Genomic DNA, 15,795 nt, shown 5'->3' on the forward strand with positions numbered 1-15,795 from the left:
TATAATAGAATCAGCATATTCGTATTGATTGGAGATTGTAGCATGATAAAAACAAAACGTATTCAGCAAATAAAAGAGTATGTATTTGACCGGGAATCTGCCTCTCTTGATGAGCTTGTGACGCATTTTGGCGTCTCAAAAAACACCATACGCCGAGATGTACAAGCATTGGTAGAATCCGGCGTGCTAAAGAAAGTGTACGGCGGCGTCGCTGTGAATCACTCAACATTGGTGGTGTATCAGGAGCGAAAGACTCGTCAGCTGAGTAAAAAACAATTGATCGGACAGGCAGCCGCTGCTTTTGTTGAACATGGTGATATGATTTTTGTTGATTCTGGTACAACGACACTGGAGATGCTTCCCTATTTGAAGGAGAAACGGATTACCGTTGTGACAAATAACGTGGATTTCATTACACAGGCTATGCCTTATGAACACCTCACCATCTTTTCAACCGGCGGTATGCTAGAGCGAAAAACAAATTCTTTCGTTGGTTATCAAAGTGTTGAGCGCCTAAAAGCATACAATGTCAATAAAGCATTTATTGCATCAACTGGTTTATCCATTGATCATGGCGTCACGAATTCCTCCCCGCTTGAGACAGATATTAAAAAAACGCTCGTTGAAAAAAACGCCAAAACCTTTTTATTAGTCGATGATAGTAAGTTCGACCATTATGCCTTAACCACGTTTTGTGACTTAAAAGACATAGACATCGTCGTGACGAATGAACAACCAAATGAAGATTACCTTCAATATGGAAAAGAGCATGATGTGAAATTTGTCACGCCTTAGTCCAGAGCAAAAAAGCCAAGCGTCAATGTGTGGGCTTTTTTCTTATGCGCAAAAGAGTGAAACGGCGAAGTGTTGGTTACATTATGATTGTATATTAAACACATATTTGGAGGTTGACCTGATGCCATTGTTACGATTTGACGTGATAGAGGGCCGTTCAAAAGAGGAATTAAAGAAACTGCTGGACACTTGTCATGAAGCAATGGTTGATGCCTTTGGGGTACCTGAACGAGATCGCTATCAAATTGTTCATCAGCACCGCCCTGAAGAGATGATCATTGAAGACACTGGGCTTGGTTATCCGAGAACAAAGGATCTGGTTGTCATTAGTGTTGTCAGTAAACAGCGGACGAAAGAGCAAAAGGAACAGCTTTATGCACAAATCGCAGAACGTATAGAAAAAGAATGCGGGATTGCCAAGACGGATGTGATGATCTCGATCGTGGAAAATGGAGACGCCGATTGGAGCTTCGGAATGGGTGAGGCTCAATTCATCAGAGGATGGCTTTAAAAACGGCTCAGGAGTGTGAGCCGTTTTTTGATTCATTCATTTTCAAGCTGCATGAGCAAGTTGAATAAATAGCGGTACACTGCTGAGATCACACCAATTAAAGGCGTATCTTCTTTGATGTCTTCTAGTTCAAGAAGCGGAATGTTGATATCAAATAACCCGTCTTGTCCATTAAATTGAAGCTGAGCACCATTTAATGTTGAGAGCATCTCTTTTAGTAATCCAGTATCTTTTTTAGGACGCTTCAATCCGAATAACACGGTATACGTCTGAAATACTTCATCCCATTCTATGGCAAGTCCGTCGGCTCTCACCACATCAAACCACTTCGACTCGATATAAATGAATTCTTTTTGTTGTTTTTTTACGTATGTAAGAGGTGTATTTAAAAAGGAAGCATTTTCTGTTTGAATCATTTCCTCCGATTCCTTGTCTACACGTTCTATATAAACATCAGCAAAGCGTGCTTCTTCTGTCATTTTTGCCCCTTCTAGCGGCCAATTTTGACTTGTGGCTTTGTTATATTCAAAGTCGGTGAGCGCCTGCCCTTCTTTCAATAAATCTTGTAAGCGATTTTGCAGTGACATGACTGTATCTCCTTTCATCTACTTCATATGCGCTTTTTATTTTAGCATAACACATGAAAAGAAAGATATGCCTGAGCATATGATGGTATGATAGTGTAAAAAGAAACATCTCGGAGGGGACCGTTTTGCTCACAATGACACTGGCAGAAAAAATCGTAGATGAGGTCAAAAAGGTACTGACGGAAGAAATCATCATCACACAAACAAACGGTACCATTATTGCTGCAACAGATCCAGCACGCATTGGCCAATTTCATGAAGGAGCATATGTCACATCCTTAGAAGGGCAGAAACGAATTCTCACAAAGGATGATGTGCTGCAGATGAAAGGCGTCAAAGCCGGTATCAATCTGCCTATTTATTTTAAACAAGAAGTCATTGGGGTCATTGGAATGACAGGTGATCCTAGGCATGTCTCCCCTTTTGGCGACATTTTACGTAAAATGACGGAGCTGCTCATTCAAGAGCATGAATTCTTTCAAGAAACGGAAACAGATGAACGGCAGCTTGAAGCCTTTGTATTCGACTGGCTTCACCTGCCAGAGACAGCGGTTGGTATGACCGAGAAGGCGCAGCGGCTTGGCTTTGATGTCAACAAGCAGCGTGTCGCTATTCTCATTGATTGTCAAGACGAATCGTTTATGAAGCAGGATCAATACAAACTGATGAAGGACAAATTGCAACTCACCAATCAGGAGATCATTGTGCGCTGGGGGCATGCACGTTTTTTGCTCATGCTACAAGCCACACCAGATGGTCGAGAAACATGGCACAAGCGCTTGTTCCATATTCATGCTGCGCTCACAGCGCTGTCACCATCGAGGATTTTAATGGGGGCAGGAAAACCAGCAGCTTCTCATGTCATGAAGCAGTCCTTTCATCAAGCTTTTCGCGCTTTAAAATTGGCGCATGCTGAAACACCCATTGTGTTTGATGAAGATTTGACGCTTGAACTTTTTATGGAGGAAATCAGTCAGGAAACAAAAGATGCGTTTCTTGATCGAACGATTGCGTCCCTTTTCCCCTATCCTGAACTAGTGAAAACATTGCGGGTTCTCATCGCTTCGGATTACTCATTGAAACATACAGCAGAAACTATGCATGTCCATATTAATACACTTCATTACAGATTAAAACGGATTCAGGATTTAACGACACTTGATCCAAAGCGCATGCAAGATGCGATGCTTTTTTATTTGGCCTTGCTGCTTTTAGATCATGATACAAAAAATACGATAAAACAGCCTGATATTTTGTAGAATCGTCTATAGTCATGTGGCGGTTCTTTTTTTATACTTGTAGAAACGAGACGTTAAATGAGCGGGAGTGATTGTATATGCTAGATTCAGAATTTTCAAATCAATTAAAAGAGATTGTCGGTGCGCCCAATGTCCAAGACAGCAAGGCGGATCGTCTTGCCTACTCTTATGATGCGACACCAAATTTTCAACAGATGCCAGATGCCATCGTGACACCTCGCACGGCAGAAGAAGTGCAGCAAATTGTGAAACTGTGCGCCTCTTACAAGGTGCCGATCGTCCCAAGAGGCTCAGGGACGAATCTGTGCGCAGGAACATGCCCTACTCAGGGCGGATTGGTGATTCTCTTTACTAGAATGAATCAATTATTAGAAATAGACGAAGAAAATTTAACCGCAACGGTGCAGCCTGGCTTAATTACGCAGGAGATGATTCATCAAGTAGAGGAAAAAGGTCTCTTCTACCCGCCTGATCCAAGCTCTATGAAAATTTCCACATTAGGCGGCAATATTAACGAAAATTCAGGGGGACTGCGGGGGTTAAAGTATGGAGTGACAAGGGATTATGTCCTTGGGCTTGAAGTGGTTTTGCCAAATGGTGACATCATCAAAACAGGCGGAAAGCTTGCAAAAGATGTCGCTGGCTATGATATGACTCGATTGTTCGTTGGTTCAGAAGGAACACTCGGGATTGTCACAGAAGCGGTGCTAAAGCTCCTGCCGCTTCCAGAAACGAAACAAACAATGCTTTGTTTATACGAAAGCCTTGAAGAAGCTGCGACTTCTGTATCGGCCATCATTGCTGAGCGTATCATTCCTGCTACATTAGAATTTATGGATCAGCCGACCCTTGAAGTCGTTGAAGATTTTGCAAACATCGGCCTGCCTACTGACGTTCAAGCTGTGTTATTAATTGAACAGGACGGCAACCCTGAAGCTGTTTCTCGTGATATCCAAAAAATCGCAGAAGTCTGTGAGCAGCACGGGGCTAAAAGCGTCAAGATTGCACATTCAGAAGAAGAGGCAAGTGCGCTCTTAACAGCGAGACGCTCTGCTTTATCTGCCCTCGCTCGATTAAGTCCTACAACGATTTTAGAAGATGCGACCGTTCCCCGGTCTGAAATTGCCAATATGGTTCGTGCAATCGAAGACATTGCACGAAAGTACGAGGTGAACATTTGTACGTTTGGTCATGCAGGTGATGGCAACTTACACCCCACTTGTGCGACAGATGCAAGAAATGAAGAAGAAATGAAACGTGTAGAAGCTGCCTTTCAGGCCATTTTTGAAAAAGCCGTTGCACTTGGCGGCACGATTACAGGCGAACATGGCGTAGGTCTCATGAAAGCGCCCTATTTGGAGCTGAAGGTCAAAAAAGAAGGAATCGCTGCCATGAAGGCGATTAAACAGGCACTTGACCCAGCAAATATCATGAACCCAGATAAAGTGTTTGGAAAAGCCTCAAGAAAGCGAGTGGTGGTCTCATGAGTTCTTCTTCTAAGCAAAAAGAGATCCAGCAGCAGTTTCAGGAGCAAATGGATGAAAAGGAGCTGCTTAATTGCATGCGCTGCGGATTCTGCCTCCCTTCCTGCCCTACCTATATTGAATCTGGACAACAAGAAACGCACTCTCCTCGGGGCCGAATTGCGTTAATGAAAGCTGTAAGAGATGGCGTCATTGAGCCAGATGAAGATGTTGAACATTCCCTTAATCTTTGTCTTGGCTGCCGTGCATGTGAACCAGTCTGCCCTTCTGGCGTCAAGTATGGACAGTTGCTAGAAGATGCCAGAGACATTATTCAACAACATAAAAAACAATCATTTCCTGTCAAATTGATGAGACGTGTTGTGTTTAAAGGTCTCTTTCCGTCGCAAAGTCGTATGCGACAAGCTGCTAGTTTTCTTCGATTTTATCAAACTTCTGGTCTGCAAACAGCCGCCAGGAAGACGCGCATACTGAAGCTGCTTCCCTCCCATTTACAGTTGATGGAACAGGCACTTCCAAAGGTGCCGCCTCAAAAGAAAAAACGTTTGAATGAATATAAAGCCATTGGTCAGGCAAAAAAACGGGTAGCGTTTTTTACTGGCTGTTTAATGGATACAGTTTTCTCAAACACAAACAAAGCGACCATTCATCTCTTACAGCTGGCAGGCTGCGATGTGATCGTTCCTCCTATACAAACGTGCTGCGGCGCGCTACATGGTCATAGCGGAGAAAAAGACCAAGCAAAACAGTTAGCCAAGCGGAATATTGAAGCATTCGAGGAAACAGATGCCGATGCGATCATCATGAATGCAGGCGGCTGCGGTGCCTTTTTAAGTGATTACGATCATTTGCTTCAGGATGACCCAGATTTTCAAAAACGAAGTAAAGCCTTCTCACAGAAAATAACCGATATATCAAGCATCCTTGTGGAGCTTGAGTTTCACCGCCTCATGCCACTGGTTTTGCCAGCGCAAGTAATCACCTATCAAGACTCCTGTCATTTACGAAATGGGATGAATGTACAACAGGCGCCGAGGGTGCTCATGAAAGCCATCCAAGGGGTAACGTTTAAAGAAATGAAAGATGCCGGCCGCTGCTGCGGATCTGCAGGAATCTACAATATCTTGCAGCCAGACATGTCGATGCAAATTTTAGATCATAAAATGACGGAAGCGAGCAACACAGCTGCAGCTGCCATTGTGACGTCGAATCCAGGCTGTCAATTACAAATGGCAGCAGGCGTCAAAAAGGCAGGACATATGCCTAGCATGAGAGCGATTCATCTGGCAGACTTTTTATTAGAAGCCGTTCAATATGGAAAAAAAGCGTCCAGTTCATGAAGCTGAACGCTTTTTTTATGCATATCTTCAGAAGATCGGTTGGATAATAGAGGCAAATCACGGAAGGAGATGGTTCAAGTGCTGAAGAAAAACAAATCAAAACAGAAAGACCCGAATTCAGTATTTGAAGCATTATCGCGCTCTTCTGATTTTATCAATGAATTATCAAGTTCCGGAGGTTTTCTTTACAGAATTTCTTTTTTTCGTTCTTTAATTAATGGAAATCTCCTTCATGAACAAATCTTGCCTTTTATTCAACAATTGCATCTAACACCCACCCTTGAAGAGCTGAAAGAACACATCCCAATTGAACAAGCTGTGATTACGAAGGACCTTCAAAAAGTGGAAGAAGCTCTTCATCGGGGCAGTATTGCTGTACGGATTGAGACAGATTGGGGCAATACGCTTCTCTTGCCGATTGAAGAAAAGAAAGGCAGACAAGTGGGCCCGCCTGAGATTGAATTCGGAATCATTAGTGCGCAAGAAGCGTTTGTAGAAGTGCTCGATACAAATTTAAACTTGCTCAGACGCAGGCTGCCCACTCCTGACCTTAAAGTAGTTGAACACACAGTGGGTACCCTTTCTCTAACGAAAGTAGCCGTTGTATACATAGAGAATATCGCCAACCCGCAGAACATTGAAACCGTTCTTCAGCGGATTCAAGATGTTGACTATGACCAAATTCTAGATTCTAACTATCTTGCGCAAATGCTTTATGATGTGTCCAATACAATCTTTCCATTGTTTTTAAATACAGAACGGCCAGACAGGGTTTCCTCAGGTTTAACGGAAGGAAAAATAGCCATTATGGTTGACGGTTCGCCTCATACCCTGCTTGCACCTACAATTTTACTCGAGTATTTTTCTACAATGGAAGACTATAACATGTCTTGGATCGCAGCATCCTCCTTTCGGCTGTTACGCATTTTTGCTGTAATTTTTTCTATTTTTGCAACCCCTTTGTATGTAGCTGTTTTAACGTTTCATTACGAACTGATTCCTAAGGACTTATTAGAAACGATTGTCGCATCACGCTATCTCGTGCCCTTTCCGCCTATTATTGAAGCTTTATTTTTAGAGACATCGATTGAGCTACTTAGGGAAGCCGGTTCTCGCCTTCCTGCAAAAGTCGGACAGACGCTCGGGATTGTTGGAGGTATTGTGATCGGACAGGCTGCCGTTGCAGCGGGATTAACAAGTAATATCCTGCTCATTATAGTTGCATTATCAGCTCTTGCCTCTTTCGTCACTCCTATATATAAAATGGGGACAACCATTCGTCTCTTACGTTTCCCATTCCTTTTTGCTGCACAAGTGTGGGGAGCGCTAGGGATTTCGCTGATGGGGGCTTTTCTTCTCACACATTTAATGAAATTAACGTCTATAGGACAACCTTACTTAGAGCCAATCTTTCCACTTCGATTGGCCGATTTAAAGGGGAGTTTGATTCGGCCCCAGCTCCGCTTTTTGAAAAAACGTCCAGAAAATTTACGGCCGCAAAATGAAACGATACACCGCCAAAAGCCAAAGCAAGGTCGTAAGGGGAAAAATGATTTTTATGAATAAGGAAGTGAAGGCATGAGCTCGTCTTCTGTGAAAGAAAAATTTCAAGTATCCCCTTTTTTTGTGTTTTTTCTGATCAATGCCAATCAAGTTGGTGTTGGTATTTTAAATTTCCAGACGAATCTTGTCCGGACGATTAATAATGATGGGTGGATCGCCATTTTAATTGCTGGTGCAAGCGTCAATTTGATGATTTTCCTCATTTACTTTTTGTTTAAAAAAGCACCTACTGACGAATTTAGTGACATTACGCAATCTGTGTTTGGTAAATGGCTTGGACAATTCATCAACATTCTCTACATTTTGTATTTTTCTTCATTATCTTTGATCGTGCTTGTTCATTATATGGATGTAATCCATGTTTGGCTGTTTAAAGAAATTCCTGGTCTTTTATTTGCATCAGTGCTGCTCATCCTCGTCTATTACATTCACACAGGCGGATTTAGAACAATCGCTGGCTGGGCATTCTTTAGCATTGTCCTAACGTACTGGATGACCTTTATCTGTTTTTATGTCATGAAATATAGTCACATCCGGTTTATGTTCCCAATGTTTGATCATTCATTTTCACAACTCATGATGGGGGTCAAAGATGCCTCTTTATCCATGTTTGGTTTTGGAACATTGCTTGTCTATTATCCCTTTATTAAAAAAGCACAAACGTCGCAAAAATTTGCACATATGGGAGTGTTGCTAACTACATGCCTGAATTTGCTTGTATTTCTCGTCTCTATAGCGTACTACTCAAGTGCTCAGCTCGAACTAACGAAATGGCCGACATTGACATTAACCAGCATTGTCAAACTTCCGTTTATCCAGCGCTTTGAATTTATTGAAGTGTCGCTATGGCTTTTGCTTATCGTTCCAAATATCGCTATTCCATTATGGGCAGCCAGCAGAATGGCAAAACAAGTGTTTCACACGAGCCAGTGCACCACGTTAATAGTTCTCAGCCTTCTCATTCTCGTCATGTTTTCATTTTTTATCAGAGCTACCTCATTTGAGACATTTAATAAATGGGTGGAATATAGCGGATACATCCTCGTCTATGGATTGATTGGATGTATGATCATTGTGCTGCTGCTGAAAAAAAGGTGGGTGAAAAAACGAACATGAAACATTCTATTCTGATATGTATCATGTTATTGAGTCTTTTCTTAACGAGCTGTGCACAGCCTCGTCTCTTAGATGAATTAAGTATCTCGCAGGCGGCGGGATTTGACTTATTGGAAGATGGAGAAATGAAGGGCTTCTTTGTTTTCCCTGTTTTTAAAAGCGAAGAACAAGGAAGCTATCAAATTGTAAGTGCTAAGTCAAATACCATTAGTAATATTCAGTTTCTTGTTTCGGAAAAATCGCCTTTCCCCGTTGTCATGGGACAAGTACTCGTGATTTTAATAAGTGAAAAGCTGGCGAAAGAAGTGGGTATGATTGATTTGATGAATTACATCTATCGTGATCCAATCATTGGATCTCGTCAAGTATTTGCCATAGTAGACGGAGAAGTTGAAGATTTATTGCATACAAAAATGAATCAAACCAACTTAAATATCGGTGTATATCTTTCAGATTTACTGGCTCAAAACATGCGAAACGGCAATCAACCTGTGACCAATCAGCATATTTTTATGAATCAGATGATGGCAAAAGGCGTGGATGCCTACCTCCCTTACATTAAAAATACAAGCAACTCTATTAAAGTGTCAGGTGTCGCTCTTTTTGATCAAGAAAAAATGGTTGGGCATATTCCAGGGGAAGATACGTTTACGTTTAAAGCGATGCTTGAAAATCATAAAAATGGGATTTATGAGTTTCGATTTAATGACAAAAAGAAAACCCATGTTGTCATTGAAAATATCAAATCACATGTGTCTTATCACATTAAACCAACTGAAAACCTTTCAAAAAAGCCTCATATCACCATTGATATCAAGCTGAAAGGTGAGTTAAAAGAATTCATGAAATCAAAAAAAATCGATACGCCTTCCATCTTGCAGCATGTTGAAAAAGAAGTGGAGAAGCGTGTGGCCCAGCAAGGAAAAGACCTTGTTCAATCCTTTAAAAAGCAAAAAATTGATCCACTTGGACTTGGTTTGAGGTATCGCTCTAAAGATAAAGCCATGACACCGGAGAAATGGCAAAAACTCTACCCTGATGCAGATGTCCAAGTGAATTGTCATATGAACATTGTCCAAACGGGTGTCAGCCAATAAAAAAGACTGTATGAAAAGGTTCTCCCTTCTCGTACAGTCTTTTTTAATCTTCATCTTTTACGTCCGGGTCCTCAGGGATTGGTTCATTTAAGATGTCTTGAATGAGCTCTTTATATTGTTCTAGCTGTTTCATATGGGTTTGAAACTGCCCTTGATAAATGAGATACGATTCCCCGTCAAATACGTAACGAATCTTTTTTTGCTGGATTAATTTTTCAACATATGCTTCTGATACTTCTAAGTATTCAGCTGTTTCTCCAATTGTTAAATACATGCATGTGCACCACCGTTCGTTTCATCTTACAAATTATATCACGAGCTGGTGAAAAAACAGATATCGCTTGTTCATGTTTTTTTCATCTTTTCTTCACTGAATCGTCAACTCGCTTTTGTACAGTATTCATACACCCACTCAAACACTAGGAGGTGATGATCCTTCGCATGACAAAGAAAAATATTCGGACCTATGCCACATTTTTAACTGTAGGCGCAAGCAATACGATGATTGACTTTCTGTTCTTCTTTTTTTTCACTGCTTGCTTTGTTCCCTCTTTTCTTGCACAGTGCCTGTCCTATACAGCAGGAATGCTGAACAGTTATGTTTGGAATCGAAAATGGACGTTCCAAGTAAAAAAGAAAGCGGACAGGTGGGAATGGATCAAGTGGGCCACAGTCAACGGCGCAGCGTGTCTCCTCACCTATGTTGTCTTATATGTCATGCAGCAAGCAGGTTTCTCATTATTCATTAGTAAAGCGATTGGTACCCTTCTTGGCATGATGATCACTTTTACTGGAAGCCGCCTATGGGTGTTTCCATCAGAAAACAAACGATCAGAAATGGAGCGATGATTCAATGAACATCAAAAAAGCCGTTATACCAGCAGCCGGATTAGGCACACGTTTTTTACCCGCAACGAAAGCACAGCCAAAGGAAATGCTGCCGATTATCGACAAACCCGCCATTCAATACATAGTTGAGGAGGCTGTTCAATCAGGCATTGAAGATATACTGATTATCACAGGAAGAAATAAAAAATCGATTGAAGATCACTTTGACCGTTCGATTGAGCTAGAACAGAATTTGCTTGAAAAAGGAAAAAAAGAACAGCTGGCTGAAATCAAACATATTGCGGATATGGCCAATATTCATTATATTCGTCAAAAGGAGCCCTTAGGTCTTGGACATGCGGTATTATGTGCACGTCATTTTACTGGCAATGATCCTTTTGCGGTGCTTTTAGGTGTTGATGTCATGGTGTCAGAAAGACCTGCACTCTCTCAGCTCATGGAAGTCTTTGAAGACAAACAAAGAGAGGTCATTGGCGTCCAGCAAGTGGATCGTCTAGATGTCAGTAAGTATGGTATGATAAGACCAGCTAGAGTAGACGGCCAAGTGTTTGAAGTCACAGACTTAGTGGAAAAGCCAGCTATTCATGAAGCTCCTTCCGATTTAGCCGTGATGGGCAGGTATCTGTTAACACCATTGATTTTTCCTATTCTACAAGGAATCGAGAGAGGTGCTGGGAACGAAATCCAGCTGACAGATGCGCTGAAAATCATTGCACATGAATCACCCATTTATGCAAAACAATTAGATGGGATGAGATTTGACGTTGGTGATAAGCTGGGCTCATTTAAGGCAGCGGCTGAAATTGGATTAATGCGTCATGATATGCGGCCAGCCATGCTAGCATATATGCAAAGCATACTCATGAGAGAAGCAAAACAAGCATAGGCTCTTATAAGGATGCTTGAAGAAAATTCGTATTTAAAGGCAGAGTGAAATGAATGGGAACCTTGTTTAATGAAATTTTAACCTGGCTGACAAGCCTTGGTTACGCAGGTGTTGCACTCGGACTGATGATTGAAATTATTCCGAGTGAAATTGTACTTGCCTACGGCGGATATATGGTGTCAACAGGAAGCATTGGGTTTGTTGGAGCCGTCATCGCTGGGGTTATTGGAGGAACACTTGCCCAGTGCTTTATTTACTGGATCGGCCTTTATGGCGGAAGACCTTTTTTAACAAAGTATGGGAAGTATTTATTCATCCATGAGCATCATATTGCCACGGCAGAACGCTGGTTTGACCGATATGGAACGGGTGTCGTATTTACAGCTCGTTTTATCCCAGTCGTGCGCCATGCGATCTCGATTCCAGCTGGTATTGCAAAGATGCCATTTCTCAAATTTGTTCTATTGACCGGATTAGCCGCCATCCCTTGGTCCATTCTATTTATTTATCTTGGAATGCAGCTTGGGACAAAATGGGACCACATTCAAAGTGTCGCTCACACGTATACAACACCAATTATGGTCATTGCCATCGTTCTGATCGTACTGTATTTCGTTTTGAAAAAAATTCGCACAAATCGAAAACGGACAATCTAACGAAAACGCCTTTCACTCGTCATGTGAAAGGCGTTTTTTCTATGCGTGCGTCGATTGTTTTTTCATATATTGAGATAATTCCATAATCATTGCACCCATTCTTTCAAGTGAAGGGGCTAGAATGCGGCTTATCCCCTGTTCTTTTAATGCTTCAGCTGTGACTTTTCCAACAGCTACAGCTAATACATGCTGCTCGAATAGATGTTGCAATTCTTCTTTTTTGCCCCATTCTTCTGCTAGTTTGAAAAAGGCATGAACCTGAACAGCGGTTGTAAAACAAACGGCATGGACCTTCCCTTCTTTCATTTCTTGAAGCAAAGTGTCCGCCGCCTCTGGTTCAGGGGGTGTGTGCTGATATGGCATGAGCTGCAAAACGTCTGCTCCTTTGTGATGTAAAAAATCAATGAGAGCTGGTGCATTTTCGCCGTGAAGCTGCACCATGACCCGTTTACCTTGAAGTTCTTTGTCTTCTAACTTTGAAATGAGGTCACGAACGGTTCCATCTTCATCAGAAACATCTGGCTGAATGCCGTGTTTTTTTAGAGCCGCGAACGTTTTGTATCCTCTTGAAGCGATATGGGCACTTGATAAAATGTTCATAAAAGCTTCTCCAAGCTGCAGCTCTTCTGCACTTTCAATTAATGTGTCTGTGCCGATACCCGTTGTTAAAATGACCCAATCAGCTCCCTTCTTTACAAAGATTTCTATGCCTGGCTTCAATTCCTCTTTGGCTAAAAATACAGTGCCCTGAAGAGAACGAATAACAGCTTGTCCTCCTTGCTTTTCAACAAGTGTACGCATTTCTTCTGTTTTTCTTGTTCCGCATATGGCAATGGTCTTTCCAGCTAAGCCTTTATTCATTCTCATCCCTCTTTTTCTATCACATGTATGATGTATTGTATTAAATATAGATTTATTTGGAAGACGTTGCAAGTGTCTACTAAAAAAGAGCTTGACGTTTCTATCGAATTCGAGTATCTTTTGTAAGTGCAAATTGTAGGAGGTCATTATGGAAAAACAGAATGTTCAAGCAATTCGATTATCAATCGCAGACCCAACACCACTTGGTTTGTTTGGTTTAGCAATGGTGACGCTTGTTGCGTCTTCACAAAAACTAGGAATCACAGATGGCACATCTCTCATTTTACCTTGGGCTATCTTCCTTGGAGGAATCGCGCAGCTGATCGCGTCCATACAAGATTCAAAGCATCATAATATTTTTGGAGCCACTGCCTTCGGCGCATTCGGTCTTTTTTGGATGGGCGTTGGAACCACTTGGCTCATTCAAGCTGGCGTTTTTGGGAAAACGCTTGCGGGAGCTGCGGACCCAAAACAACTAGGTTTTGCTTTTATTGGTTATTTGATTTTCAGCTTATTTATGACGATCGGTGCAATGGAAACACATAAAGTATTGTTTTTGATTTTCGTCTTTATTGATTTCTTATTCATTGGCCTGTCCCTAAGCTCGTTTGGTGTGATGTACGATGTGACTCATACGATGGCTGGTATTGCAGAATTGATTATTTCTCTTCTTTCATTTTATGGTTCTGCAGCTGTTGTGCTGAATACACATTTTGGTCGTACAGTACTGCCAGTTGGACAACCATTTCGCGTGTTTACTAAAGCATAAATAAAAAAGAACTGCTCTTGGCAGTTCTTTTTTTATTCTTATTTTTCTTGTTCCTCTTGAAATATCTCTGCAATGATTTCATAGGAACGCATTCTTTCTTGATGGTCAAACATATCAGAATTAATCATGACTTCATCTGCTTGAGTCGCCTCAATAAAGGCTTCTAACTCTTTTTTCACCTTTTGTTTATCCCCGATCATCGTCGAACTTAATTGTTCGTCCACCATCGCCTTCTCATATGGACTCCATAGCCCATCCATACTTTCAACAGGGGCTTTGAGTTTTCCTGGTGTATTGCGAATGAGGCTCAAGAAGCGCTGATAATGAGACGTCGCCAAATATTCAGCCCGCTCTGTTTGATCAGCAGCAAAAACCGTCACACCAACCATCGCATAAGGTTCTTTTAACACATCTGAAGGTTGAAATGACTGTCTGTATAATTCTAAAGCAGGAATGGTATTTTTAGGGGAGAAATGTGCCGCAAAGGCAAATGGCAGTCCCAGTTCTCCTGCAAGCCTTGCACTAAAACCACTTGAACCAAGAAGCCAAATCGGGATATCCAATCCTTCTCCCGGAACGGCTCTTACATGTTTTTTGACCTGACCAGTCGGTTTGAAATATTGCCGAAGTTCTTCAAGCTGCTCAGGGAAATCCTCCCCATTATGAAGATTACGTCTAAGTGCCCTTGCCGTTAACTGATCTGTTCCTGGTGCCCTGCCAAGACCTAAATCAATTCTCCCTGGATACAAAGTCTCCAGTGTTCCAAATTGTTCTGCAATGACGAGTGAAGAATGGTTTGGAAGCATAATCCCCCCAGAACCAACGCGGATCTTTTCAGTCCCTCCAGCAATATGTCCAATCAAGACGGATGTTGCTGAACTCGCAACCCCTTCCATATTATGATGCTCCGCAAGCCAATATCTATGGTAGCCCCACTTCTCAGCTTTTTTTGCTAAATCCATACTATGTTCAAATGACTCTTTGATTGTGCCACCTTCTGTTACAGAGGATAAATTTAACACGGAATATGCTGCACGTTGTAAAACTGATTGACTCATACATGATGCCCCATTTCTTTCAAAAATCATACTAGTTTCATTCTTTCAACACCATAACATAAAACGATTTAACTTTTAAATGATTTGATTCGATGATTTTCGAAATGATGAATTTTCTAGGTTTTACTTCCGATTTAAAAATTCGTACATAGAATGAAATATCAATTTTAGGAGATGGGCAATTTGTACAATCAATTCGATCACAAATGTCCCTTTTGCGGTAGATATCATGAGCAGCCTCATTACAAAAGATCACGTCATGACCGTCCTCAAAGAAGAGACTGTCCTTTTATTAAACAAGAACATTCAAAACAAAACAGACCTCAAGGGGATCCGTCTTGTGCAAAAGGAGAAAAACAATCAAAAATAATTCAAAGGGTTGGACGAAGAGGCCCAGCAGGTCCGGTTGGGCCTACCGGACCAACCGGACCTGCTGGCGGATTAACCGGTGTCCTCCCTTTTAACCCCTCACAATCACAAGATTACGAGGCTGGTCAAGTTGTCACGTATAATGGCAGTACTTATATTGCTAAGGTAGATGCTCCCTCAGGAATACCTGGACTTTCCCCCGACTATACCCTTTTGGCGGCTTCTGGGAAAACTGGCCCAACTGGCCCTACAGGGGTAGGATTAAGTGGTATTGAAACATATGATCCAGAAAGAGCATCAATGTATTCAGTCGGTCAAGTGGTCACTTATGAAGGTGGTACGTATATTGTGAACTCTGCTCCACCTTTAGGTACGCCAGATACGTCCCCGGATTATACGCTTTTGGCAGCACCTGGTGCTCCAGGTTCTACTGGAGTAACGGGCAGCACTGGAGCTACAGGAATTACTGGTGCAACCGGACCTACTGGGGCAACGGGAATCACAGGTGCAACTGGATCTACTGGTGCTACAGGTATCACAGGTGCTACCGGAGCTACTGGTGCTACAGGTATCACAGGTTCAACCGGTCCGACTG

At 42.0% G+C, this 15,795-nt stretch carries 16 protein-coding genes and 1 pseudogene; 13 read left to right on the forward strand and 4 right to left on the reverse strand.

The window, feature by feature from the left end; genetic code table 11:
- The first annotated feature begins 42 nt into the window (after positions 1–42).
- Positions 43–795, forward strand: a complete 753-nt coding sequence (locus ACTJJQ_RS00140) for a DeoR/GlpR family DNA-binding transcription regulator (protein WP_017359514.1) — start codon at positions 43–45, stop codon at positions 793–795.
- A gap of 121 nt (positions 796–916) precedes the next feature.
- Positions 917–1,306 (forward strand): tautomerase family protein, encoded by a 390-nt coding sequence (locus ACTJJQ_RS00145; protein WP_024719417.1) that lies wholly within the window; start codon positions 917–919, stop codon positions 1,304–1,306.
- A gap of 32 nt (positions 1,307–1,338) precedes the next feature.
- On the opposite strand, the gene ACTJJQ_RS00150 is transcribed toward ACTJJQ_RS00145, so the two are convergent.
- Positions 1,339–1,893: a branched-chain amino acid aminotransferase gene (locus ACTJJQ_RS00150; protein ID WP_440599846.1), complete on the reverse strand. Its 555-nt coding sequence runs from the start codon at positions 1,891–1,893 to the stop codon at positions 1,339–1,341.
- Positions 1,894–2,018: 125 nt separating this feature from the next.
- Here ACTJJQ_RS00150 and ACTJJQ_RS00155 point away from each other — a divergent pair, with 125 nt between their 5' ends.
- From ACTJJQ_RS00155 to ACTJJQ_RS00180, 6 genes are all read left to right on the forward strand, one after another.
- On the forward strand, positions 2,019–3,152 hold the full coding sequence (locus ACTJJQ_RS00155; protein ID WP_440599847.1) for a CdaR family transcriptional regulator: 1,134 nt from the start codon (positions 2,019–2,021) through the stop codon (positions 3,150–3,152).
- A gap of 77 nt (positions 3,153–3,229) precedes the next feature.
- On the forward strand, positions 3,230–4,639 hold the full coding sequence (glcD, locus tag ACTJJQ_RS00160) for a glycolate oxidase subunit GlcD (protein ID WP_217967083.1): 1,410 nt from the start codon (positions 3,230–3,232) through the stop codon (positions 4,637–4,639).
- Entirely contained in the window at positions 4,636–5,976 is a 1,341-nt protein-coding gene (locus ACTJJQ_RS00165; protein ID WP_440599848.1) for a (Fe-S)-binding protein, read from the forward strand. The genes glcD and ACTJJQ_RS00165 overlap by 4 nt, the downstream gene beginning before the upstream one ends.
- A gap of 78 nt (positions 5,977–6,054) precedes the next feature.
- Positions 6,055–7,542: a spore germination protein gene (locus ACTJJQ_RS00170; RefSeq protein WP_440599849.1), complete on the forward strand. Its 1,488-nt coding sequence runs from the start codon at positions 6,055–6,057 to the stop codon at positions 7,540–7,542.
- Between the two features lie 12 nt (positions 7,543–7,554).
- Positions 7,555–8,655 (forward strand): GerAB/ArcD/ProY family transporter, encoded by a 1,101-nt coding sequence (locus tag ACTJJQ_RS00175; protein ID WP_440599850.1) that lies wholly within the window; start codon positions 7,555–7,557, stop codon positions 8,653–8,655.
- The gene (locus ACTJJQ_RS00180; protein WP_440599851.1) at positions 8,652–9,752 is read left to right on the forward strand and encodes a Ger(x)C family spore germination protein; all 1,101 of its coding nucleotides are present in this window, start codon (positions 8,652–8,654) and stop codon (positions 9,750–9,752) included. Before ACTJJQ_RS00175 ends, ACTJJQ_RS00180 begins: the two co-directional genes overlap by 4 nt.
- A 43-nt stretch (positions 9,753–9,795) precedes the next feature.
- Here ACTJJQ_RS00180 and ACTJJQ_RS00185 read toward each other — a convergent pair whose 3' ends face one another.
- Positions 9,796–10,026, reverse strand: a complete 231-nt coding sequence (locus ACTJJQ_RS00185) for an excisionase family DNA-binding protein (protein WP_008346618.1) — start codon at positions 10,024–10,026, stop codon at positions 9,796–9,798.
- Positions 10,027–10,193: 167 nt separating this feature from the next.
- Here ACTJJQ_RS00185 and ACTJJQ_RS00190 point away from each other — a divergent pair, with 167 nt between their 5' ends.
- From ACTJJQ_RS00190 to ACTJJQ_RS00200, 3 genes are read left to right on the forward strand one after another with little or no spacing between them, the layout of a single operon-like run.
- Positions 10,194–10,601, forward strand: coding sequence for a GtrA family protein (locus ACTJJQ_RS00190; RefSeq protein WP_039167903.1), 408 nt, complete (start codon positions 10,194–10,196; stop codon positions 10,599–10,601).
- A gap of 4 nt (positions 10,602–10,605) precedes the next feature.
- Positions 10,606–11,487, forward strand: coding sequence for a UTP--glucose-1-phosphate uridylyltransferase GalU (gene galU, locus ACTJJQ_RS00195; protein ID WP_440599852.1), 882 nt, complete (start codon positions 10,606–10,608; stop codon positions 11,485–11,487).
- A 53-nt stretch (positions 11,488–11,540) separates the two neighbouring features.
- Positions 11,541–12,143 carry a DedA family protein gene (locus ACTJJQ_RS00200; RefSeq protein WP_007499192.1) on the forward strand — a complete coding sequence of 201 codons (603 nt, stop codon included), beginning with the start codon at positions 11,541–11,543 and terminating at the stop codon, positions 12,141–12,143.
- A 39-nt stretch (positions 12,144–12,182) separates the two neighbouring features.
- Here ACTJJQ_RS00200 and ACTJJQ_RS00205 read toward each other — a convergent pair whose 3' ends face one another.
- Positions 12,183–13,004, reverse strand: a complete 822-nt coding sequence (locus tag ACTJJQ_RS00205; protein ID WP_440599853.1) for a uroporphyrinogen-III synthase — start codon at positions 13,002–13,004, stop codon at positions 12,183–12,185.
- A gap of 148 nt (positions 13,005–13,152) precedes the next feature.
- Between ACTJJQ_RS00205 and ACTJJQ_RS00210 the strand changes: the two genes are divergently transcribed.
- Positions 13,153–13,773, forward strand: a complete 621-nt coding sequence (locus ACTJJQ_RS00210; protein ID WP_007499188.1) for an acetate uptake transporter — start codon at positions 13,153–13,155, stop codon at positions 13,771–13,773.
- A gap of 38 nt (positions 13,774–13,811) precedes the next feature.
- On the opposite strand, the gene ACTJJQ_RS00215 is transcribed toward ACTJJQ_RS00210, so the two are convergent.
- Positions 13,812–14,831 carry an LLM class flavin-dependent oxidoreductase gene (locus tag ACTJJQ_RS00215; protein WP_024719427.1) on the reverse strand — a complete coding sequence of 340 codons (1,020 nt, stop codon included), beginning with the start codon at positions 14,829–14,831 and terminating at the stop codon, positions 13,812–13,814.
- A 174-nt stretch (positions 14,832–15,005) separates the two neighbouring features.
- Here ACTJJQ_RS00215 and ACTJJQ_RS00220 point away from each other — a divergent pair.
- A pseudogene (locus ACTJJQ_RS00220) lies at positions 15,006–15,795 on the forward strand (BclA C-terminal domain-containing protein); the annotation flags it as partial.

Origin of the sequence: Bacillus sp. 22483 (assembly GCF_052044605.1) — a bacterium.
In the GTDB taxonomy this organism is placed as follows: domain Bacteria; phylum Bacillota; class Bacilli; order Bacillales; family Bacillaceae; genus Bacillus; species Bacillus altitudinis.